Raw genomic sequence first — 22,036 nt, 5'->3', positions numbered from 1 at the left:
TTTGAGTTATTATCAGGAGTCGGTTGTTATTTTCATGATCGTTCTAGATTATTTTCTTGAAGGGAATCAGAGTGCGGGGATCAATTGTATAACCCCAACTGATGGATTTTGTTTTTCAATGTTAAGTGAAAATTATGTATGATCCTATATTAGAAAGTAGGTGTTAGGGTGACAAAAGAACAAATCAAAGTTTTGTTTTATCTATCATTATCGGTCTTTTTTTCTCTTACCCTTTGGCTTAGTACTTCTGTTGTTTCTTACGATTTATTAAAAATCTGGTCTGTTGATAAACATTTAGAGTCTTGGCTTTCAGCACTTATTCCAATTGGCTTTGCTGTCGGAACATTTTTAATCTCTTATTTCGGAATTGCTGACAGATACCACCCAAGAAAAATTTTTGTGACATTTGCTATTTTCGGTGCAACTATAAACCTTTTCATTCTTTTTGTAACATCTTCATTTTTCGGCTTTCTTTTAATTTTTCTGACTGGATTTTCTTTGTCAGGCGTTTATCCGATTGCGATTAAGATTTTATCTCAATGGTTCCCAAAACAAAAAAGCTTTGCAATGGGAATATTAATTGCTGCTCTTACTTTAGGGACTTCATTTCCGCATGTAATTAATCTTTTATTTTCAAATGTACATTGGCAAATTGTCATTATTGCTTCATCTTCTTTAACCTATTTCGCCTCCATTATCGTTGGATTGTTTTTAAAAGATTGTAAATATACAAATGAAACTGGAAATTTTTCATTCCTTTCATTAAAAAGCGTTATTAAAAACAAACCTGTCATGTACGCCAACTATGGCTATTTTGGTCATATGTGGGAACTTTATGCGATGTGGGTTTGGTTACCCATTTTCTTAACACATGTTTTTTCTTTTCATTTTGCTTCGGTTAATACGTGGACCATTTCTCTTCTATCTTTTATTTTTATCGGCATAGCAGGAGCTATTGGATGTTTTTTTGGTGGCATATTATCTGAAAAAATCGGGAAGGAAAGATTTATTATATTATCGCTTTTAATAAGTGGTTTTTGTTCGATTTTAATCGGTCTTACATATCAATTTAGCTTAATTTTTACATTATTGATCGCTTTTGTATGGGGTGTTTTTGTTGTTTCTGACTCAGCTCAATTTTCTGCATCTGTTTCATATTCTTCTAAAGAAGAATATGTCGGGACGGCTTTAACTTTTCAAATGTGTATCGGATTTCTAGTTACTGTTGTTTCCATTAATTTAGTTCCCATTGTACAAGAAAACGTTGGATGGACTTGGACTTTTTCTATTTTATCCTTGGGTCCTTTATTAGGCATCATTTCTATACTCAAACTTTCTTTATTTAAAAAAAGAATGTTTTCATAAACTCATTTTGTAGCATGCCCATACAAAAGTTGAACCGATGTATCCGGCTGGCTTTTTAGAAACACGTTTCGTTCTTTCATAAGACAATCGTATCAAATCACTCCAGCAACAAAAAGTTTCATAAATACCATGAATCTCCCTGCGAAGTGTTGAAGTAATTGACCAGTGTCACTTGCTAATAAAACTTAAATCGAGTTGCCGAAGTAAGTCATACCAATACCTAAACTGAAGAAGGTCATTGAAGCGCCTAATATGAAAAGAAAACATGAACGAATAATTTTGAGCGGACATTTAGGTCTTTAGTGGACTCAAGAGATATTTTGTGAAAATTTGATGAATATGTAGTGAATTCTTGCCACTAGTAAGACATCATATTTTAGTAGTAGCTTAGCTGAGACTAGTGTTTCATGGTAATATTAGGGAAGGGTTACGAAAAAAATTAGCTGTTATGAACAGAGAGGAGCTCAAAAATGGTTCATTTAGTAGAAAGATCTCAATTAAATCACAAACAAAGGAAAATGGGCCTGTTCATTTTTCAAACCATATTAATTCTCTTTTTAACGATTCAACTTATAACGATCTTTACTCAGCAATCTCCTGCTAGTCAATTGCTTGTTTTCATTTCCGTTGTACTACATATGTACTTATTGTTTCTTTCTTTTGGCAGCTTTAACGATAAGCAAGAGAATAAATGAAAATAGGGTTACAAGAGTCATATTATGGCTCTTTTTTTGTTGTAAAGGTCATTTGTATTTTGGATATACACATGATTTGTCCAACCTCTGAATAGCAATAAATAAACAAGTTTCATTGACAGCGAAGATTCATTACATAGGAGGGACAATCATGGTTGAAACGATTTTACAAATATTTATGAGTGAACAGCAAGCACAATCGATTCTTGCCAACCCATTAATTGAATTCATTTTCATGGTGTTATTTGTTACGTTTGGCCTTGCGATTTTCGTACATTTTCTCTTGTACAGTCGACTAAAAAGAGTTCGTCATCATATAAATGTGACGAATTCATTAGATATTGATCCATTGCGTTATTTTAAAGTGGAATTTGAAGAGAAGAAAAAGAAGGAAAACGTGAAAGTGGACACGTTTGTACAAAAGAAATTTTCAAGTTGGCGAATATTTAACGTGCCAGTTATAAATTTGATAAAAATGGTTCAAATGACGGTATCAATTTTTATATTAGTCGGTGTTTTAGGAACGTTTATTGGACTTGCGACGTCACTAGGAAGTATTGACGCGACAGGAGACCAACTTGTAGAAAATGTCGCAAGTGTTCTTGGAGGAATCGATGTCGCGTTCTATACGAGTATTGCCGGGATGGGCTTATCACTAATAATGACTGTCGTTACCCGTGTAGCAAATGCGGAATATTTATTAACGGATATTATGTTAAAGACGGAATCATTTTTAGAAGAAGAAGAACAAGATCCGATGAACCGTCTCATTGATGTTTCAGAAACAATCAACGATTCGATCGTTCAACTACGAGAAACAAATCAACAATCATTACAAAAAATCGAACAGTCTTTTCAAGGGTTTCAAGAATATACGGACGGTTTACAAAAATCAGCTGAAGATTTAGCGAAATTCAACGATGGGTTATCCAAAAATCTACAAGATTTCACAATACTTTTTGAGGACATCAAAGCAGTGACCGAAGGCTTTGATGGAGCTGTTGCGATGCTTAACAAAAATTTTGACCAGTTATTTTTCTATTTTAAACAAATGGATAAAAGAAATGAACGTATGGCCAATGCTTTCGAGAACACGTACAAAAAAATTGAAGAACTTTCAAGCACGCAAATGAAAACGCTAAACGAATTTGAAGCTTCTGTTCAAGATTGGAAAGGATACATGTCTTCAGTCGCTGATAGACAGGAAGCAATTCAGGTTTCATTTGAAAACATTTATAACCAAAGTGATCAATTAGTGAAACTTATGGATAAAAATAATAAACAATTCAAAGGAATTTTTGGTGACAACTTAAACTCTCAATTGTCAGCAATGAATGATTACTTTAGATCACTAAAAAGCGACTTTGATAAACTAGGAAACTCAATAGTCCATTTACCAAGTGCGTTGGAGACGCTTAATGAAACGCAAGCTCAATATAAGCACCTTTTATCAGATCGTTTCGACGAGCTTAAACAGTTCAATCAAGAGTTTCATGAACATTTGAAAGCACACGCTGCTGAATCGAAAGCGTTTGAGAAACAGTTGAATGATGCTACACGATCGTATGAACAATTAGGGGTGAAAAACCAGCAGCTGCTTGATGAAATGAATCGTACGATCACGCAAATGACCGATTCTTTTAAGCAACGAGAGGACCAAATTGAAGCGAGTGTAGACGTATTAAAAGATACACTTTCGAGATATGTGAATAATTTAGAAGGGACACTCGGAGAGAAATTCGATAAAGTAAGTAAAAACATAGGTGAAAATGTCGTTGATATGAATAGCGTCCTTAAAAAGGAAATGAAGAAAATTGGTGAAATCACAGAAGACACTCAACAAATAAGTGCCCGTCAGACTCAGCAAACGATCAATGATCTGCAACAGGAGTTTCAGACATTGAACCATCAACTCAAGACTCTGACTGAAGAAGCGACAGCAGCGCAAAGTTATCGTGTAAGGGTTGGAAGCAATGATTAATAAGTACAAAAAGTTGTTTAAAGGTGAGCAGGAGGAAGGGAACTTTTGGCCGTCCTTTACCGATTTGTTAACCGCAATCTTACTCTGCTTTATTCTTATCTTCATTGTTATGATGGTCATTAAATCATTTCAAATCGAGGAAATGAAACGAACCATTGATCAGCTCATGGGGGTACGTGTGAACTTAATTGAAGATTTGGATGAAGAATTCGGCGATTCTACTTTAGGTATTGAAATTGATGAACAAACAGGTTCGCTTATTTTTGATACAGATATTTTGTTTGAGTTCGATGAATCAGAGTTAAAATCAGAGGGATTCGAGTTTTTAGATGAGTTTGTCCCTGCTTATTTAGATGTATTAATAGACGGAGGCTATGAGGAACATATTTCAGAAATTATTATCGAGGGCCATGCGGACCGTACTGGTGGTTACTTGTACAACTTAGAGTTATCCCAAGAAAGAGCATATAGCGTTGCAGCGTATACCCTTAGTGATGACTTTCCATATGAAAATGTTCAAGAACAATTAAAAGAAAAATTAACGGTTAACTCAAGGTCTTATTCTGATGGGCGAACGGATGAAGATGGAAATTATAGTCATGAAGATTCCCGTCGAGTTGAATTTAAATTTCGTTTAAAGGATGAAGAGATCTTAAATGAGACACGCGAATTATTAGAGGGAAATTAGCATCTGAAAGCTGAGGTTACAAAACATCAATATATCTTGTCCTGTGAAGTGGGGATGTGAAGCTGGGAGTTTTCTTTTCTCAGCTTCTTTTTGTTCGTAAAGGAATGGTGAATAAGAATTTGATTTTCCCCCCTAGAAAAGACGACCTATGAAATGGTATGATAGAAAAAGTGAAACTGAAATTTTAGAGACTCGAAGTATATATATAAAAGAATATATAAATATGTGTATCTTGTCATTGGTCAGTTACAATGCCGATTGACCAGTAAAAAGCTTACTAGCACATTTTGTTTACGAAAGCTTGTCGCGTTTTTAAACCGGTAAGCTTTTATCATTTTCAAAATTTCTATAGAAGTAAAGGATTGTTGTTGGATGAAAAAAGAATGGTTTATTAGATGGTCGTTTTTTACGATTGGACTCATTATTATGGCATTTGGTATTACGTTAACGATTAAAGGAGAGGCGCTAGGCATTGGTCCGTGGGATGTTTTTCATTACGGTTTGTCTAAGCAATTAGGACTCACAATTGGAGCGTGGTCAATTATTGCTGGCTTTGTATTAATATTTTCGACTGCGTTGGCGATGAAGAAATGGCCACAGATTGGGACGCTTTTAAATATGCTTCTTGTAGGTGTATTTATTGATATCTTTAACTTTATACTTCCGAACCCTGATCACATCATTGTTGCTAGCCTAGTATTTCTAGCAGGTGTTGTCATTTTAGCTTATGGTATTGGCATTTATGTAGCGCCAGGGTTGGGCGCTGGCCCAAGGGATCAACTGATGCTTGTCATTACAGAAAAAACAGGTTGGAGTGTAAAGCACGTTAGAAATGGTATTGAAGTAACAGTTCTTATCGCAGGTTGGCTTCTTGGCGGACCAGTAGGAATTGGGACGATCATTATTGCATTACTATTAGGAACGCTTGTTCAGTATGCACTACCGCAATCTAAAGCTTTAATGTCTAAGTTAGTACAGCTTCGCGTTTCAGAAAAAAGTAAAGTATCTGCTTGAATTAATAAAGAATTCTTAAGGCAAAAATTTTAACTAGGGGCAGTCAGTTGACTGCCTTTTGTTATGGTTTTTGACATGTTTCGTTCGAGGCTATTAGGATAATTTTCATCTTCTTGTGAAAACTAAAAATAGGAGAAGGAAATTTTTATTGAGGAGTTCGAGATGAATAGGAAAGTAACGGAACTCATAGGTGCGGACATGAGAAAGAAAATCGAAGAAGAAGTATCGGGTATGACATTCACAAAAAATTTTCGTTCTGCGACAGCGGAAGAATGGTATATCTTTTTGACTCACTATGAAGAGCCGATTATCGGCGGAGCAGCAGGAAAAGTAATTATACATTATGACTTACAAGGAAACAGAGACGTTTTTATCAATACGACGGTAATTTTTGATGATCCTGAGCTTTACTCCTCAGAACTTGCTCCGCTTGTCAAAAGTTTGGTTGATGAATTGATTAATCGCCTCGTTGGTTTTGCGGATACATTAATAGCGGTTCACGCAGGTGGGAACAGTTATCAAGCTGAATATATTCGAGGAGAAGAGTAATGATTACGTCTGGCTTATACCTACGATGAACAGGACGTCGACCGTGTCGTTTGCTCCGGACATTGGTTCCGTTATTCACTTTAAAAAGGTTGATTTTCGGCTGTTTTCGGACATGAGTTCCATTATTTGCAAAAAATCTCCTTTATTGCATGCAAAAAGAGAGAATGAACGGAACATATGTCCTCGATCTCGAAACTACCCGCATTCATCTGACCAAGCTCAATTCACCTCAAATGTTGTGGTGCGAATTTCTCTTGGGAATACCCTCCTGTTGCCAAGAGCTCATGTTGTGTCCGTGGCAAATAAGACACCATGAATGCGAACAAGAGAAGCGAGAACTGATGTCGCTTTGTGGCCAACATCCCCTAGAGAGTCTAGAGTGTGAACGAATTCTTTAAAGAGCCACAATCTTTTAGAAAAGCCTAATAAAAAGTAGCAGTATTGGAATATCATCCAGCTGCTACTTTTTTTATAAAAAAAACGAAAACCTCTAGCTTGTGCTAAAGGTTCTCGCTTATGTTAACACCTTAGGGGACCCAACCAACCCACATCACTTTTAAAACTTGTTTTCTAAGTTGATATCGTTCTTTTAACGATTATCACTTATTAAGGCTTGTGATGTGTGTTTGTTCCGTTTTTTCGTAGGGAACATTGATAGGTTATTTTTGTGTCATTGTTGACGTGTAATATAACCTTATCATTTCTTTTGTCGTTTAAGGCTTATTTTATGATTAGCTAGTTAAGTTTGTTCAATATAACAGCTAATTTTATTTCATAAGCCAAGACTTTCAACCTTTCTACAGATTTCTCTGTATACCTCATTGGTTTGCGTTTATATTTAACGGAACCAACATGGATGGTTGAGTCTCCTACGGTGTTAACGAATTGTTTTTTTCTTTTTCTTTAATTGTATTATAACATAACGTCCAAATAATTGTGTGAACATTATGTGAATTTTGATTTTTTTTAACGAAGTTTCATTACTAAAAAGGATTTCTCTGTGTTGTATTGTAATTAAATAATATAAGCTGATTGTCTATTATTAACGGGGAAAAGAAAGGGAGGAGAAATGATGAAGCATTTAAATATTGCATCTATACCAGGAGATGGCGTTGGAAAAGAAGTTGTACCAGAGGCAGAAAGGGTTTTGAAAACGATAGCGAAAATTCACGGAGGATTATCATTTACGTTTACACACTTCCCGTACAGTTGCGAGTATTATTTGGAACATGGAGAAATGATGCCCGAAAATGGCCTTGATCAGTTGAAGCCATTTGATGCGTTATTTTTAGGTGCAGTTGGTAATCAAGAACTGGTACCAGACCACATTTCTTTATGGGGACTACTCATAAAAATTCGCCGTGAATTTGAGCAAGTCATTAATATACGTCCTGCAAAACAAATCAAAGGTGTTGAATCTCCTTTAGCGAATCCAAATGAGTTTGATTTACTTGTCGTTCGCGAAAATAGTGAAGGGGAGTATAGTTCTGTTGGTGGCACGCTTTATAAAGGAGAAGATGAAATTGCCATTCAAAATGGTGTGTTTTCTCGAAAAGCAAGTGAAAGAGCCATGCGTTACGCGTTTGATTTAGCGCGTAAACGAAATAAGCACGTGACGAGTGCGACGAAGTCTAACGGGATTGTTTATTCTATGCCATTTTGGGATAAAGTCTTTCAAGAAGTAGCGAGCGAGCATCCAGATATCGATACAGAATCTCAACATATCGATGCCTTGGCTGCCTTCTTTGTAACCGCGCCTGAAAAATTTGACGTCATTGTTGGAAGTAATTTGTTTGGAGATATATTAACAGATATCGGTGCTGGTATTATGGGGAGCATCGGCATTGCGCCAGCAGCCAACATTAATGTGAATGGGAAATACCCTTCTATGTTTGAACCTGTCCACGGTTCTGCACCGGATATTGTCGGAAAAAGGGTTGCTAACCCGATTGGGCAACTTTGGACAGCGAAAATGATGTTGGATCACTTTGGTGAAGAGGAGCTAGGAAAAGTTTTGTTGGATACGATTGAAAATATAACGAGCGATGGATTTTTAACCCCTGACATTGGTGGAAAGCATTCAACAAAACAAGTCACTGATGAATTGATTAAACGTTTAAAAGCACAATCTTAATGGAACTGTAAAGGGAGTTGAAAGTAAGCATTCATTTACGTGATGAGTGCTTTTTTCATGTTGTGAAAGTTTCTTTCTGTTATTCTAATGGAAGTTTGGTATACAAGTAGACATAGGAGTGTTGCAATTGAACAAATCGATTCGAGTATTACAAAGTAATGACTATGCCTACCTAGAAGCGATGGAGACAGGAATCGAAGATGATTACATTCCTCGTATCTTTGACAAGTTAACGACTGGAAATAATAGATTGTATGGGCTTTTCTTAGAAGGTCAACTTGTTAGTATGGGGGGATGCTCCATTTATGCAGGAAGTTATGCGATGTTAGGTAGATTGAGAAGTGATCGTCGATTTAGAGGTAATCATTTTGGTTTTGAGCTGATGTCACATGTAATGAATGAAGTCATTAAATTAGATGGGATCAAATGGATAGGTGCAAATACTCAGGAAGAAAACATTCCCGCTCGTCGTGTCGTTGATAAACTTGGTTTAGTACCATACGCGAAATTACATGGCGCGGTGACGAAGGATACATCTTTGCTTGAGTCCGGAGCGAAGCGTTGGACACCAATTGAGTCGAATGAGCGCAAAAAAGCATGGCTACAAGAAGTGTATGTAAAACCAACGACGATTTTTCCTTACGAATGCTATTACCCCTTTCCAGCTTCTGAGGACTTATTTCAAGGTGTTGACCTCGAAAAATGGTGTTTCTTTGAGAATGAAGAGAAATCAAGAGTTCTTATTACAAAGTATGATCAAAAAAAGAACCACTATTTACATACTGTGTACCCGTGGGATGATATGATCTCACAAGAAGGGTTATGGGAAACGATCGCAAATGAATATCATAAATTGTTGGAGCAGTGTGAAGGGGATACATATATATGGATGGATTTAACGAAGGAAGAAGCTAACAAATTACCTGATGGTCATTCATTTGAACTATCTTCCCCTTGGATTTTGTATGGTAAAGAAATAGAGAATTCTTGACTGACTACCTCATTGAAGCCCTAACAGCCTTTTTAATTTTCTTCATGTTCAGATGCTAGTGGAAAGGGAGTGATCTTTTCTAAATAGGCTTTTCGTTCTTCTTCTGTACGGAATGTTTTTTGTGCCCAGGTTCGTTCATCTTGTAAATTTTTAACGTAATTTTTGTATTCAGGACCGAACTCTTGCTGTAAATGGCGTTTGATTTTCTTTGCAAGGATCGGACTTGCTCCAGAAGTGCTGATCGCAATTTTTAACAGTCCTTGTTTGATATATGCAGGGAAAAAGAAGTTACTTTGTTCTTGATTGTCGACGACATTTATTAATGGGATGTGTTGAGTTAACGTATCGGAAAGGTGGTCGTTTAACTCACGATTATTCGTTGCCACGACTGCAAGAAAACAAGCATCTGGAAGAAGACTTTTTATCGTGTGGACATGATCTTTCGTCAAATCCTTTTGTAGAAAATGACATTGCTGACGTAGAGGTTGTAAATCTTTTGAGCATTCACGACTTATGACCGTTACATCAGCTCCTTCCTCTAATAGAAAACGGATCTTTCTAGCAGCAATACGACCGCCGCCGATAACGACGCATCTTTTTCCAGCGAGTTGAATCATTAGAGGTGCAGTCATTTCGATTCTCCTTTTGTTTAAAACATAAAATGATTTCTTCAAGTCTATTTTTGATTATACAGGAAGAGCCAAATTTTCACCAAAATAGATTGTAAGGCAAGTAAAAAACTTAATATATATGAAAAGTCAATAATTTGTAAAAAACATGTAAGCACATCAAAGAAATTAGGATTATAATAGTACATAACAATAGAACAAGTTTTGATTGTCTATCGATCTTTTGATAGGAACAATCTTTTTTTAAAATATCATTTGTGAAACATTGAACTTTTGAGGGGGAATACTTCATGAGAAAACAACTGGTTATGATTGGAAATGGTATGGCAGGGGTCCGCTGTATTGAAGAAATACTAAAAAGAGATACAAATCAATTTGATATTACGATCGTTGGGGATGAACCTCATCCAAATTATAATCGCATCATGCTTTCCAACGTCTTACAAGGAAAAACTGACATTGACGAGATCACAATGAATGAATGGGCATGGTATGAAGACAAGGGCATCACTTTATATAGTGGTGAAAAAGTTGTACATATAGATAAACAGGAAAAAACAATTTCAACGGATAAACATCGAACCTTGCCTTATGATGAACTAATTATGGCAACAGGTTCGAGCGCATTTATTTTACCATTACCAGGTAGTGACTTAGAGGGTGTCATAGGGTTTCGAACAATTGAAGATACGCAAAAAATGATTCAAATCGCCGAAAAAAAATCAAAAGCAGTCGTCATTGGTGGAGGGCTGCTCGGATTAGAAGCTGCTCGCGGGCTCATGGATCAGGGTATGGAAGTCCATGTTGTGCATCTTTTACCGACATTAATGGAGCAGCAATTGGATGAACCAGCTGCACAAATGTTAAAGAAAGATTTAGAAAAACAAGGCATGAATTTCTTAATGGAAAAGCAGACCGCAGAAATATACGGAGATTCCTGTGTTGAAGGTGTCACTTTTAAGGATGGAACATCACTTGCGTGTGACCTTGTTGTCATGGCTGTAGGCATCCGCCCAAATGTAGCGTTAGCGAAAGAAGCGGGGCTTGATGTGAACAGAGCGATTGTCGTTAATGATGATATGCAAACATCAGAACCTTCAATTTATGGGGTTGGTGAGTGTGTTGAGCATGAGGGAAATACTTATGGACTGGTTGCGCCTTTATATGAACAAGGTATCGCTCTTAGTGATTATCTGACGGGAAATCCTGGAGAAGGATACAAAGGTAGTGTGTTATCAACACAATTAAAAGTAGCGGGCTGTGATTTATTTTCTGCTGGAAAAATTCATGAAGATGATACGACCGATGCTATTGTTGTCCATGACGCAGTTGGTAACGAGTATAAAAAAGTATTGGTATCCGACAACAAAATCGTAGGTATCGTACTGTATGGCGATGCTTCAGATGGAACAAGATTATTTTCCATGTTGAAAAAAGGGACGGATATTTCAGATTTAGAAACCGCAACGATTTTACAAAAACCAGGCGGTGAAGATCTTGAAGCATTCATTTCAGAGATGCCAGCTGATGAAACGGTATGTGGATGTAATGGTGTAACGAAAGGAAATATTGTTCAATCGATTTTGGAACAAGACCTTAAAACGTTTGAAGATGTGAAAACTTGCACAAAAGCTGGGGCATCTTGTGGAAAATGCCGTCCGATGGTAGAAGGGGTTTTATCGAACACATTAGGTGATGATTATGATGCATCTGCGCAAAAGACTGGGATGTGTGAATGTACAGAGTTAGACCGTGATGAAGTGATTGCACAAATTAAAGAAAAAGAAATGCAAACACCTGCTGAAGTGCGTCATGTCCTAGAATTTTCAAATCCTGGAGGTTGTTCAACTTGTCGACCTGCACTCAATTATTATATGCGTATGCTTTACCCAGAGACTTATGAGGATGATAAAGCATCTCGTTTTGTTAATGAGCGAATGGAAGGGAACATTCAAAATGATGGAACATTCTCTGTCATTCCACGCATGTATGGTGGCACGACAACAGCTGATGAATTGATTCGTATGGGTGAGGTAGCTAAGAAGTACGATGTTCCTCTCGTCAAAGTCACAGGTGCCAGTCGAATCGGTTTATATGGTGTGAAAAAAGAAGATTTACCACATGTATGGGAAGAGCTAGGCATGCGTTCAGGGTATGCATATTCAAAATCTCTTCGAAACGTTAAGTCTTGTGTTGGGGAAAGGTTCTGTCGTTTCGGGACAAAGGATTCATTAGGCTTAGGTATGTTGATAGAAAAAGAAACAGAAATGGTTGATACGCCACATAAGATGAAAATGGGTGTGACAGGGTGTCCTCGTAACTGCTCAGAAGTATTAACAAAGGATTACGGTGTTGTCTGTGTAGAAAATGGCTATCACATCTATGTCGGTGGAAACGGTGGTACAGAAGTACGAGAAGGTGACTTTTTAACGACGGTCACGACAGAAGAAGATGTTATTAACTTAGCTAAATCATATATGCAATATTATCGTGAAACAGGAATTTACGGAGAACGGACAGCATCTTGGATCGAGCGATTAGGCGTAGACAATGTTAAAGAAGTGCTCTTTGATGAACAACAAAATGAAGCGCTTGTTGCTCGTTTCCAACAATCCCGCCAGACGCATGAAGAAGCATGGGGGATGATGATACAAGATGACGAAAAGAAAAAACTATTTGAAGTGGCTAGAAAATAAATGAGTTTGATAGGGAGGACTGAACATGAGTGCAATGATGGAGAAGGTGAAATTGTTCAAATTAGAAGAACTACCTGTACTGATAGGGAAAGAGGTCGAAGTTAATGGGGAAAGTATCGCTGTATTTCGGTTAGATAGTGGAGATGTTTATGCAATTGGCAGCCGTTGTCCACACACAAATGGACCTCTAGCAGAAGGTATTGTTTCAGGAGAATTTGTTTATTGTCCTTTAAAAGATTGGAAAGTTTCTCTCATTACAGGTGAGGTGCAGCCACCTGACGAAGGACAGGTGAAAACATATCAAACTGAAGTAATGAATCGTGAAGTGTTCATTCATGTGTAAGCAGGTGATGTAAATGAGAGGGTTCGTATCTTTTGTGGGAGCAGGACCTGGGGATCTCGGCTTAATGACTGAGAAAGGTATTCAAAGTTTACGAAAAGCGGATGTTGTATTATATGATCGCCTAGCTAATCCTCGCTTATTAAGAAATACAAAAGCAGATTGTGAATTTATCTATTGTGGTAAGCTTCCAAAACGTCATGTTATACGTCAAGAGCTGATCAATCAGTCATTAATCGACTATGCTTTACAAGGGTTACATGTCGTCCGTTTAAAAGGGGGAGACCCCTCTGTGTTTGGGCGCGTTGGCGAGGAGGCAGAAGCTCTTGAGGATGCAGGTGTCCAATATGAAATCATTCCAGGTGTAACGTCCAGCGTGGCTGCAGCAAGTTATGCTGGTATCCCTGTGACACATCGAGAATATAGTACAAGCTTTACGATACGCACAGGTCATTATTGCCTCGGAAAAGAACACGGTGAAACGTTACAACAAAAAAATGGTGACACGATTGCGTATTATATGGGCATAGGAAACCTCGAAGCAAATTGCCAATCCTTGATCAATGATGGCTTATCACCAGATACAAAGGTGGCAGTCATTGAGTGGGCGACAACAGGTAAGCAACGTGTCGTGGAAGGAACGTTATTGACGATTAACGATGTCGTCAATCAAGAAAACATACAGAACCCGGCTATGACGATTATTGGTGATGTCGTCTCTTTAAGGAAGAAGCTAGCGTGGTTCGACAATAAACCTTTTTGTGGCAAACGATTGCTGATTGCAAACGGACCGTTCACTGACAATGAAATCGAGCAATATTTCCTTCATTTAGGTGCAGAAGCCTATACGTTTCCAACGCTATTTACGAAAACATCGGCACTTTCAAATGAGGAAGTCAACCTGATCATGACAGCTGAAAAACTGCTTTTTACGTCTACAGAAAGTGTAAATGTTATGATCGACGCTTTCCTTGAAATCGGTTTGGATGTAAGAGACTTACCTCGGAACATCTATTGTACATCTGAAAAAACGAAGCATGACCTAAAGCTTAAAGGGTTGCAAGCAGATAGAGTAGGTAAAATCGATTCTGATATGCTCGTCGTTGGGGATTCGTTTGTTGGAGATAAAGACTGTGTACAAACAAACCCACACATTAAGACGCACCGACTAGTAAGTGATGAACGTTTTTACGAGGTGGACCAAAGGATGCTAGAGGAAACATCTTGGCATACCGTTGTTTTTCCAGATTGTGCTGCGGTGGATTGGTTTATCAAAGAAGCTCAAGCCATTGGTTTTTCTTTTCATAAGTTGAGCTTTGCGTATATTGATCCTTCGGTCAAGGAATATGCCAAAAACTATGGTTTTACGAAGTTGGACGAAGACGTGCAAACAGAAATCGATCACTGGTATAGTATTGAACACAATAAACAGACTGTTTAAAACGAGAAAAACCCATCTCCCTTAGGAGGTGGGTTTTGTCATTGATTTTTGAGAGGCTTCCGATAATCTTATTCTTCAACAATTTGTACTTCTAATGCCTCCGATTGTCCTGGGTAAGATTCTAAAACGACTTCGTATTGAACACGTAATAATTGACCGACATCGTAATCTTGAGGGTCATCAACCGTATACCAAACAGCTGAGCTACCAGTACCATTGTCTAGTAATGATTCTTCAGTTAGTTTCATTGCTTCCTCTTCAGCAATATCACTAACAAGAAGAATTCGTTCGTCGCTTACTTCAGTTACGTAGCCTTCTTGGACGTTGCTTTCAGATGGATCTAATTCATCGTTTGGTGAACTGCTGCACCCAACAGCAAAAATCAGTAAGGCGATTCCGAAAGTAAATAAGTATATTTTCATTTTTCCCCTCCTTCACTGACGCTCATTTTCCCTTTCAATATTTAAGTCGTTTAAATTCCTTTTCTGTTACAAAGATTTGAAGAATTGATTCTTGAAAGAGCCTTTCGATACCTGTAAGTTAAAGGTTGGATTTTAGATTGGAGGACAGTTTTATGGCAGTACTAACTGAAGGAAGCTTATTTTGTGAAGAGAAGAAACAATATGAACGGTTTCATGTGAGCAAGTTAGGTCCCGGTCATGATTTACAAGTGCTTGAGGTTCAAAGTCGTGTGCTAGCGGACCTACAAGTGAAAGATTCCTTACAACCTTTAACGGAAGCCGAGGTTGAAACGATATTAAACGGAAAAGGGCTTATGATCGGCGTGTATGTAGACGGTGCTTTAATTGCCTTCCGAGCACTGTTCTTTCCAGGCGAACACACCGAGAATTTAGGTCGTGACCTTGACTTATCAAAAGAAGAACAAGAAAAGGTCGTTCACCAAGAAATAACCTGTGTTTTACCCGAATACCGCGGTCATGGTTTACAAAAAAAGCTTGGTCGCCTCATTATGGATGAACTGAAACGCATGGCCCCTCGTTATCGTTATGTATGTTGTACCGTTTTTCCTACAAACATTGCTAGTTTAAAAGATAAATTCAGCCAATCATTACTTATTGCTAAAGTCAAGGAAAAGTACGCAGGGAGAATAAGGTACGTATTATATCAAGATTTACAGCGTGTTCGTAAATTAGATGAAGAAACGATAAGTTCAGCTGCAATCACTGATTATGAACAGCAAAAACACTTATTAGAAGAGGGGTATTATGGTTTTGATCTGAAACATGAAAACAATGAACAAATGATTTTATTTGCAAAATTTAATAAAAAGGAATAAAAAAAAAGGGGAGTTGGCTCCCCTTTTTTTACTGAAAATTTTTCATCCATTTCATATTTTGCCTATGTTTTATGCGCCAAGGCCATTTTCCGTGGAATACTTGTCCTTTATAGATAAGCATGGCCTCCCGGTTGCCTGTTGCCAAAATAGACGCCTGGTCTTTAGGTTTATATATGACGCCATTTCCTGTCTCGAAAAAACCTTTGATGTTTTCAAAAAGGACAGAGGCCTGTTTCAGTGTGGCAGCACTTGTCTTATTACCATAAGGGTCGTTGATCATCGTCGTGCATTCACCTGCGCCGAAGATAAAAGGGTATTCTTTAACCTGTAAAGTGTTTTCGACGCGCAAGTAACCTTTGTCGTCAACGGGCAATTTGGAAGCGGTAAATAGCCCGGGAGCTTTCGGACCGGCTAGCCAGAGGACGTGATCGGCTTCGATTTCTTGATTGGATGCAGTGTAGACGGCATTTTGGGTTACTTTTGTGACGGTTTCTTTGCTGAAGCGGTCGATCCCTTTTTGGACAACGATTTGTTCTGTTTTGTCGGAGACTTTTTTTCCATTTTTATGTAGTAGATCGTTTTCGCTTATTAAGGTAATGGGAGATTGGATCCCGTATTTTTGTCGCCATGCAGTAAGAGATAGGCTTAATTCAATGCCGACCGGCCCTCCACCTACGATGACGATGTTGTCGCGATTGCGAATTTGTTCAATTACATCGGTGAAATGGTAATTTGGTTTGATTCGGTAAGTATGTTCGGTGACGCCTGGGAAATCGGTGCCAGTTGTTAATGAGCCGATATCGAATGAAATGGCGTCAAATGAGATGACCTCACCATTGGATGTGAGGGCCATTTTTTGGTTAGGGTCTACCGCGGTAACGGCAGCTTCGAGGTATGTAATATTAGCTTTTTCAGCGGCTACCTCCAAATTGATACTGATTTGATCTTTTTCAAAAAGTCCTTCCGTAAAACTAGCAAACATGTCTCTTGGATATTGGTACTTGGAAGGAGAAATCAGTGTAATTTCGACGCCGTCAATGGGTGTATCTTTTAATTTCTGTATGACATGTAAGTGGGCGAATCCACCACCTATGAGCAATAATTTTTGCATGATGATTTCCTTCCTCTATATTCTCTCTCTTATTTTAACAGGTTGAGATTCAGAAAGGAAAATATTAAGGATTTTTTTGGTGTTACGATTTTGTGTTAGCCTGACGTATTAGCTTATGGACGGTAGGTAAATCAGCTGGTGCCCAGTTTAGTTTTTTTAATTCTTCAATTGCTACCCATGCCAATTGTTCGTGCACCTTCGCTTGTGGTGTACCCTCGATAATTTTCGTCTGAAATGTTTGCAAGTGTACAAAAATGTCAGGGTATTGGTATTCAGTTTTGTGGATTGGGTCATTTATTTCCACAGAACAAGTTAATTCCTCTTGGATTTCGCGTTTGAGTGCCTCTTCGGGTGTTTCATGTTCTTTAATTTTGCCGCCTGGAAACTCCCATAAGTTGGGGTGTGACATGTTAGTGGCTCTTTTTGCACAGAGTACCTGTTTTTCTTCATTGAAAATGACTGCAGCGACTACATTTACTCGTTTCATGGAAATCTCCTCTTTTACATATGATCATGGCTTCAAATCGTGATTTCTGATGCTAAAAAAGCATAGCTATTCCTATCATGCCTATAAGAATAGAGGCTGAACGGAGCCGAAAAGGCCAGCCTAAAACGCTTTTAGCTGTTACATATGCCCTTCCTTTTAGATCGACAAGTAAAAGGCGTGACATGAAAACAAATTCAAAGATGATGTAAGATATGAGTAGTGATGCGATAGGGTGGAAGGAAAAGGATGTGAAAATATCAATCAGGAATAAGCACAGTAATACAATGCTAGCTGTAATTACAGGAGTGGTAAATCTTTCCATAGGTTATAAATACCTCCTTGGGTAAATTGCGGAAACTTTTAGAAATGAATGAAAATTTCAGGTACCATTTATTATGCCAAACAAACGCCAAAGTTTCCAGGCGTTTGTTTTATTTATAAGGAGTTTTTCAGTTATCACAAAGGTTAACGTTCGTTTTTGAAACTGATTGAAACGAAAGGCGGCGACTCCAAAGGAAAAGCGCAGTCTGAAGATACAATTCAGCGACGGTTTGTGGAGCTGAATTTAGCTGAAGACAAGCCCTTGAGAAAGCGTCCGCCTGCAGTGAAAATCACAATCCATGTTCGGAAATGATCTTTACATCATCTATTATGAAATTCATTCGAATGTAATAATTTTAATACGTATCGTCCCGTACCAATACTAATGAGTTTAGTTAGTGGAGAGAGAACGTAAATGAGTTTGTTGTAAACAGTTATCGCCTTATTTTTTATTAAAATGATTTCAAGTACCAAAAAAGAACTGATTGCGAAAAGATATATATACCCTTTTTTGATTAACAGGCTCATGGAAATAAATGCGGAGAATAATAAGGAATAAACTGTGGCAATGGCAACGTGACTCCGGTAAGGGTTTTTATATAATCGAATGTTAAAAAGGCCCGTTTTTAGAAATGAGACATGCAAAAAATTCAGTGTTATATAACTAACAAGTATTGATAAAAAAACGGTCATGTTTCGGATGGATTTATTTGATTCTTCCGTTAATTGCTTCACCCAATATTTTGATATTGCGTGAAAAACTAGTATACCTATAGTTGTAAAAGCGGCGGACCACCAGTATTGTTTAAAAATTTTAAGCTTAACAAAAAGTAACTCAATGGTTGTCAGTATGATCGAAATAAGTAGAGACCATCTATATTTTAAATTCAGAATAGAAACAAGGGTTCCTGTAGCTGGTACAATAAACAGTTGAGATGCGACGGAACCAAGGACGTTATCAAAATAAGCGTTTTTCAGCAACTTTGGTTTATATTCATATCCTTGTCCGATAACAAGGACAAACGATTCAAAAATATAATTTAAGCCAGAAAGTGCAAAGAAAAGAGGAAGTAAAAATTTCTTATGTTCTTTCTTTGTGTGTCGTATTGTAAATAAAATGATAATAATCGAAATAACTGGTATTGTTAAGTATATTATCCGATTTTTCATGCTTATATTCCACCTTCTTTAAACCCACATATTATGTGTACTAATAAAATGGATTCTTGAATAAAAAGTTCTCGTCTTCACATCCCATACCAACACTTTAAAGTTATTATTTGAACTTAAAAGTAAAATATTCACGCTCTGTGCCCACAAAAAAAGAGACTAACGAAAAAGTGTTAGTCTCAGTACGTTTAGTTATTCCTCTAAATCACTAGCAGGCCCGAAAAATTCATAATGGATGTGATCATTTGAAACACCTAGGCTGAGGAGAGATTTATTGATCGCTTTCATAAATGGAACGGGGCCTGTGAAGTAAAAATCACCTTCTGTTGATTCCAAGATTGACTGCAGCCACTCAGTATTGATGAAGCCTTCTTTGGCGAAATGTTTCGTTTGTTTGTCTTGTTCCGTTGGCTCTTCGTAGCAAACAAAGTAACGGAAGTTCTCGTTTTTCTCAGCGAGGGATTGGATTCCTTCATTTAATGCATGAAGGTTTCCATTTTTGGCTGCATGAATGAACGTAACAGGACGGTTCGGTTGGTTTTGCGCAATGAAATGAGCCATGCTCACCATTGGTGTTAAACCAACACCACCGCTGATGAGTGCAACAGGTGCATTGCTTTCAGTGTCTAAGAAAAAGGAACCTGCAGGTGCACTTACTTCAAGATGATCCCCTTCTTGAATCTTATCATGTAAAAACGTAGAAACGACACCATCAGGCGTATCGGTATCATCTGCTTCTCTTTTAACACTAATGCGGTAATACTCATTATTTGGTGCACATGAAAGACTATATTGGCGGATATGCGAATACGTCTCGCCATCAATGTCAAACTTGATACTAATATATTGACCAGGTAAGAAAGTGGCAACTTTGTTAGCATCCTGTGGCTTTAAATAGAAAGAGGTAATCATATCACTTTCTTTTTCGATACGAGAAACTGTAAATGGACGAAAATCATCCCAACCGCCAGGCTGATTTGAAGCTTCTTCGTACATTTCATGTTCAACAGAAATAAACACGTCAGCAATCACTTGATAGGCTTCTGCCCATGCATCGATGATTTCATCTGTTGCGGCATCACCAAGCACGTCTTTAATAGCAGCAAGTAAATGTTCCCCAACTATCGGATAATGTTCAGCTTTAACACCTAAGCTACGGTGTTTATGAGCAATTTGTTTTACGACAGGTAAAATCGCTTCTAAGTTGTCTATGTATTTGGCTGCTGCAAGCACGCTATTTGCCAATGCTTTTTGTTGTCTTCCTTGTTCTTGGTTGACGTGGTTAAAGATATTTAGTAGCTCAGGGTGATTTTTAAACATTGATTCGTAAAAGTGAGTCGTGATCGTCTCACCATGCTCCTCTAAAACGGGTACGGTCGATTTAATCACATCAATTGTTTTGTTCGATAACATATTATCTTCCCCTTCCCCTCTTTTGTTACTTAAGTTTTCACAGTGATTATATTAGAAAAGTGCATAAGTGAAAGTGATCTAGATCACACAAGCGGAAATCCGTCTTAAACTAGTAACCTCAAATCAAAGTAATTTAACTATTGTTGGAAAATTAACAATGTTAAAATATATAGAGTGTTTAACGCATTAAAAAAAGTTTTTAACAAGCGATTATTTATACGGCTTCACTTGAAGCCTATAGAAGAGCTTGATTGGACTTGAATCGTAACAACGGGTGAAGATGATTTTCACTTATAAACGATCGAAAGACCTCATTTTAAAAGCAGCTTAGTAGAGGAGAGGATGAAGTTGACTGATCAGATTGAGATCCGACAATTAACGACGATGGATGAAATCGAACAAATCCAAAAAATTGAGGAAGCCGTTTGGAACATGTCACCGATACCTATTCATCAAAAATATACAGCTTCCAACAATGGCGGAATGATTTTAGGAGCATTTGATGGTGAACAAACGGTGGGGTTTTTGTATAGTTTCCCAGGCTTTGATGGGAAGAAAACGTACCTTTGTTCACACATGTTAGGGATTTTACCAGCGTATCGAAAATCAGGACTTGGTATGAACATGAAGTTAAAACAGTTAGAGATTGCCAAAAGGATCGGTTACGACATGATTACGTGGACCTTTGATCCGCTTGAAAGTTTGAATGCTTACCTGAACTTGCACAAATTAGGAGCAACGGGTGCTTACTATAAAGAAAATCATTATCGTACATTAACGGATCAATTAAATAAAGGGTTACCGACAGATCGTATTCAAATCGAATGGTATGTTAACGAAAAGAGACAGTTACCTTCATTTTCGGTGGATGAGTCGAACGTATTGTTACAAGTGGGTAATGAGAACACTCCAGTTATTACAGATGTTTATTCTCATTCGTTTCCAATGCAAAAAGATTATTGGCTTGTTGGCGTGCCTGAAAATTTCCAAACCATGAAACAACAGAAGCCACAAATCGCGGAAAAATGGCGTTATGATTCACGACAAGTTTTCCAAAGTTTGTTTAATGAACATTACCAAGCGGTTGATGTGATCAAAGATGAACCGTCAAATTGCCATTACTATGTATTCATGAAATAGTATACGTGCGCACAAAAGGAGTGGAGTGCATGTCCATACCGATACAACAATTAAAAGTAAGAAGACTAAAAATGAATTTAAGGTCCCCGTTTACGACGAGTTTTGGGACATTTCAGGAAAAGTAGTTTTTGATTGTAGAAGCGGTTGATGATCAAGGTTTACGGTTGATGTGAAAACTTTCGATCTAGGTAAGTAAGCGAGATAGAGCCCCAATGCATGTTTGGAATTGAAAGCTACGAAGAAAGATAATAAGATAACATAGACGACATGCAAAGGAGTGACAGACGATGAGTTCATGCAACATTGATCATTCATTAGAAGATGTACAGCAAAAACTTAACGACCAAAAAAACCATTTACCAACTGGATTGTATGAAAAAACAGCTTCATTACTTCAAACTGAGCCAAATCAACAAATCTTAAATGATGTATTCCATGCATTGAAAAAGTATGATTTAGCTTCAGATGATGAGAAGCAATCTCGAAATAAGACGTTAGAACAGCTGACTAACCGTCAGTAAAATCGTCAAAAAAGCGTCCTGTATGTTGTAATCAAAACAACGCACAGGACTTT

The 22,036-nt window shown here is 37.6% G+C and carries 20 protein-coding genes; 14 read left to right on the top strand and 6 right to left on the bottom strand.

The annotated features are described in order from the left end of the window. The first annotated feature begins 168 nt into the window (after positions 1-168). The 8 genes from HNQ41_RS10950 to HNQ41_RS10915 all read left to right on the top strand — a co-directional run bounded on the left by HNQ41_RS10950 (position 169) and on the right by HNQ41_RS10915 (position 9,417). Complete coding sequence (locus HNQ41_RS10950; protein WP_184664471.1) at positions 169-1,365, top strand: MFS transporter; 1,197 nt, start codon at positions 169-171, stop codon at positions 1,363-1,365. A gap of 470 nt (positions 1,366-1,835) precedes the next feature. Next, on the top strand, positions 1,836-2,060 hold the full coding sequence (locus HNQ41_RS10945; RefSeq protein ID WP_184664470.1) for a hypothetical protein: 225 nt from the start codon (positions 1,836-1,838) through the stop codon (positions 2,058-2,060). Between the two features lie 151 nt (positions 2,061-2,211). Beyond that, positions 2,212-4,041: a MotA/TolQ/ExbB proton channel family protein gene (locus tag HNQ41_RS10940; RefSeq protein ID WP_184664469.1), complete on the top strand. Its 1,830-nt coding sequence runs from the start codon at positions 2,212-2,214 to the stop codon at positions 4,039-4,041. After that, complete coding sequence (locus HNQ41_RS10935) at positions 4,034-4,729, top strand: OmpA family protein (protein ID WP_184664468.1); 696 nt, start codon at positions 4,034-4,036, stop codon at positions 4,727-4,729. Before HNQ41_RS10940 ends, HNQ41_RS10935 begins: the two co-directional genes overlap by 8 nt. 372 nt (positions 4,730-5,101) lie before the next feature. Further along, positions 5,102-5,743: a YczE/YyaS/YitT family protein gene (locus HNQ41_RS10930; RefSeq protein ID WP_184664467.1), complete on the top strand. Its 642-nt coding sequence runs from the start codon at positions 5,102-5,104 to the stop codon at positions 5,741-5,743. 162 nt (positions 5,744-5,905) lie between these two features. After that, on the top strand, positions 5,906-6,292 hold the full coding sequence (locus tag HNQ41_RS10925) for a hypothetical protein (protein WP_184664466.1): 387 nt from the start codon (positions 5,906-5,908) through the stop codon (positions 6,290-6,292). Positions 6,293-7,364: 1,072 nt separating this feature from the next. Continuing rightward, entirely contained in the window at positions 7,365-8,426 is a 1,062-nt protein-coding gene (locus HNQ41_RS10920; RefSeq protein WP_184664465.1) for a tartrate dehydrogenase, read from the top strand. Between the two features lie 127 nt (positions 8,427-8,553). Further along, positions 8,554-9,417: a GNAT family N-acetyltransferase gene (locus tag HNQ41_RS10915; protein ID WP_184664464.1), complete on the top strand. Its 864-nt coding sequence runs from the start codon at positions 8,554-8,556 to the stop codon at positions 9,415-9,417. A 32-nt stretch (positions 9,418-9,449) separates the two neighbouring features. Here the strand turns inward: HNQ41_RS10915 and HNQ41_RS10910 are convergent, their stop codons facing one another. Next, complete coding sequence (locus HNQ41_RS10910) at positions 9,450-10,049, bottom strand: precorrin-2 dehydrogenase/sirohydrochlorin ferrochelatase family protein (protein WP_184664463.1); 600 nt, start codon at positions 10,047-10,049, stop codon at positions 9,450-9,452. Positions 10,050-10,336: 287 nt separating this feature from the next. On the opposite strand from HNQ41_RS10910, the gene nirB reads away from it, so the two are divergent. The 3 genes from nirB to cobA are packed head-to-tail and all read left to right on the top strand — an operon-like array spanning position 10,337 to position 14,523. Beyond that, entirely contained in the window at positions 10,337-12,742 is a 2,406-nt protein-coding gene (gene nirB, locus HNQ41_RS10905) for a nitrite reductase large subunit NirB (protein WP_184664462.1), read from the top strand. A gap of 25 nt (positions 12,743-12,767) precedes the next feature. Further along, a complete protein-coding gene (locus HNQ41_RS10900) occupies positions 12,768-13,085 on the top strand; it encodes a nitrite reductase (NAD(P)H) small subunit (RefSeq protein ID WP_184664461.1) in 318 nt (105 codons plus the stop codon). A 13-nt stretch (positions 13,086-13,098) separates the two neighbouring features. Then, the gene (gene cobA / locus HNQ41_RS10895) at positions 13,099-14,523 is read left to right on the top strand and encodes a uroporphyrinogen-III C-methyltransferase (protein ID WP_184664460.1); all 1,425 of its coding nucleotides are present in this window, start codon (positions 13,099-13,101) and stop codon (positions 14,521-14,523) included. Between the two features lie 68 nt (positions 14,524-14,591). Here the strand turns inward: cobA and HNQ41_RS10890 are convergent, their stop codons facing one another. Continuing rightward, the gene (locus HNQ41_RS10890; RefSeq protein ID WP_184664459.1) at positions 14,592-14,945 is read right to left on the bottom strand and encodes a DUF3221 domain-containing protein; all 354 of its coding nucleotides are present in this window, start codon (positions 14,943-14,945) and stop codon (positions 14,592-14,594) included. A gap of 152 nt (positions 14,946-15,097) precedes the next feature. Between HNQ41_RS10890 and HNQ41_RS10885 the strand changes: the two genes are divergently transcribed. After that, positions 15,098-15,820, top strand: coding sequence for a GNAT family N-acetyltransferase (locus tag HNQ41_RS10885; RefSeq protein WP_184664458.1), 723 nt, complete (start codon positions 15,098-15,100; stop codon positions 15,818-15,820). A 28-nt stretch (positions 15,821-15,848) separates the two neighbouring features. Here the strand turns inward: HNQ41_RS10885 and HNQ41_RS10880 are convergent, their stop codons facing one another. The 4 genes from HNQ41_RS10880 to hmpA all read right to left on the bottom strand — a co-directional run bounded on the left by HNQ41_RS10880 (position 15,849) and on the right by hmpA (position 20,322). Further along, entirely contained in the window at positions 15,849-16,931 is a 1,083-nt protein-coding gene (locus HNQ41_RS10880) for an NAD(P)/FAD-dependent oxidoreductase (protein WP_184664457.1), read from the bottom strand. Positions 16,932-17,013: 82 nt separating this feature from the next. Continuing rightward, on the bottom strand, positions 17,014-17,418 hold the full coding sequence (locus HNQ41_RS10875) for a (deoxy)nucleoside triphosphate pyrophosphohydrolase (protein WP_184664456.1): 405 nt from the start codon (positions 17,416-17,418) through the stop codon (positions 17,014-17,016). Positions 17,419-18,060: 642 nt separating this feature from the next. Beyond that, positions 18,061-18,909 carry a hypothetical protein gene (locus HNQ41_RS10870; RefSeq protein WP_184664455.1) on the bottom strand — a complete coding sequence of 283 codons (849 nt, stop codon included), beginning with the start codon at positions 18,907-18,909 and terminating at the stop codon, positions 18,061-18,063. Positions 18,910-19,101: 192 nt separating this feature from the next. Then, complete coding sequence (hmpA, locus tag HNQ41_RS10865; protein ID WP_184664454.1) at positions 19,102-20,322, bottom strand: NO-inducible flavohemoprotein; 1,221 nt, start codon at positions 20,320-20,322, stop codon at positions 19,102-19,104. A gap of 348 nt (positions 20,323-20,670) precedes the next feature. Between hmpA and HNQ41_RS10860 the strand changes: the two genes are divergently transcribed. Both HNQ41_RS10860 and HNQ41_RS10855 read left to right on the top strand, forming a co-directional pair. Then, complete coding sequence (locus HNQ41_RS10860) at positions 20,671-21,462, top strand: GNAT family N-acetyltransferase (RefSeq protein WP_184664453.1); 792 nt, start codon at positions 20,671-20,673, stop codon at positions 21,460-21,462. A gap of 287 nt (positions 21,463-21,749) precedes the next feature. Beyond that, positions 21,750-21,983 (top strand): group-specific protein, encoded by a 234-nt coding sequence (locus HNQ41_RS10855; RefSeq protein WP_184664452.1) that lies wholly within the window; start codon positions 21,750-21,752, stop codon positions 21,981-21,983. Positions 21,984-22,036: the final 53 nt, after the last annotated feature.

This window comes from Texcoconibacillus texcoconensis (genome assembly GCF_014202575.1).
GTDB classification, from domain to species: domain Bacteria; phylum Bacillota; class Bacilli; order Bacillales; family Salisediminibacteriaceae; genus Texcoconibacillus; species Texcoconibacillus texcoconensis.
The sequence above is the reverse complement of the archived record's forward strand: the minus strand, read 5'-3'. Positions and strand labels throughout refer to the sequence as shown.

Excerpts from the sequence above, each read along its gene's own strand:
- HNQ41_RS10945 (WP_184664470.1), top strand. The coding sequence starts at position 1,836 with ATGGTTCATTTAGTAGAAAGATCTCAATTAAATCACAAACAAAGGAAA.
- HNQ41_RS10940 (WP_184664469.1), top strand. The coding sequence starts at position 2,212 with ATGGTTGAAACGATTTTACAAATATTTATGAGTGAACAGCAAGCACAA.
- HNQ41_RS10935 (WP_184664468.1), top strand. The coding sequence starts at position 4,034 with ATGATTAATAAGTACAAAAAGTTGTTTAAAGGTGAGCAGGAGGAAGGG.
- HNQ41_RS10930 (WP_184664467.1), top strand. The coding sequence starts at position 5,102 with ATGAAAAAAGAATGGTTTATTAGATGGTCGTTTTTTACGATTGGACTC.
- HNQ41_RS10925 (WP_184664466.1), top strand. The coding sequence starts at position 5,906 with ATGAATAGGAAAGTAACGGAACTCATAGGTGCGGACATGAGAAAGAAA.
- HNQ41_RS10920 (WP_184664465.1), top strand. The coding sequence starts at position 7,365 with ATGAAGCATTTAAATATTGCATCTATACCAGGAGATGGCGTTGGAAAA.
- HNQ41_RS10910 (WP_184664463.1), bottom strand. The coding sequence starts at position 10,049 with ATGACTGCACCTCTAATGATTCAACTCGCTGGAAAAAGATGCGTCGTT.
- nirB (WP_184664462.1), top strand. The coding sequence starts at position 10,337 with ATGAGAAAACAACTGGTTATGATTGGAAATGGTATGGCAGGGGTCCGC.
- HNQ41_RS10900 (WP_184664461.1), top strand. The coding sequence starts at position 12,768 with ATGAGTGCAATGATGGAGAAGGTGAAATTGTTCAAATTAGAAGAACTA.
- cobA (WP_184664460.1), top strand. The coding sequence starts at position 13,099 with ATGAGAGGGTTCGTATCTTTTGTGGGAGCAGGACCTGGGGATCTCGGC.
- HNQ41_RS10890 (WP_184664459.1), bottom strand. The coding sequence starts at position 14,945 with ATGAAAATATACTTATTTACTTTCGGAATCGCCTTACTGATTTTTGCT.
- HNQ41_RS10885 (WP_184664458.1), top strand. The coding sequence starts at position 15,098 with ATGGCAGTACTAACTGAAGGAAGCTTATTTTGTGAAGAGAAGAAACAA.
- HNQ41_RS10880 (WP_184664457.1), bottom strand. The coding sequence starts at position 16,931 with ATGCAAAAATTATTGCTCATAGGTGGTGGATTCGCCCACTTACATGTC.
- HNQ41_RS10875 (WP_184664456.1), bottom strand. The coding sequence starts at position 17,418 with ATGAAACGAGTAAATGTAGTCGCTGCAGTCATTTTCAATGAAGAAAAA.
- HNQ41_RS10870 (WP_184664455.1), bottom strand. The coding sequence starts at position 18,909 with ATGAAAAATCGGATAATATACTTAACAATACCAGTTATTTCGATTATT.
- hmpA (WP_184664454.1), bottom strand. The coding sequence starts at position 20,322 with ATGTTATCGAACAAAACAATTGATGTGATTAAATCGACCGTACCCGTT.
- HNQ41_RS10855 (WP_184664452.1), top strand. The coding sequence starts at position 21,750 with ATGAGTTCATGCAACATTGATCATTCATTAGAAGATGTACAGCAAAAA.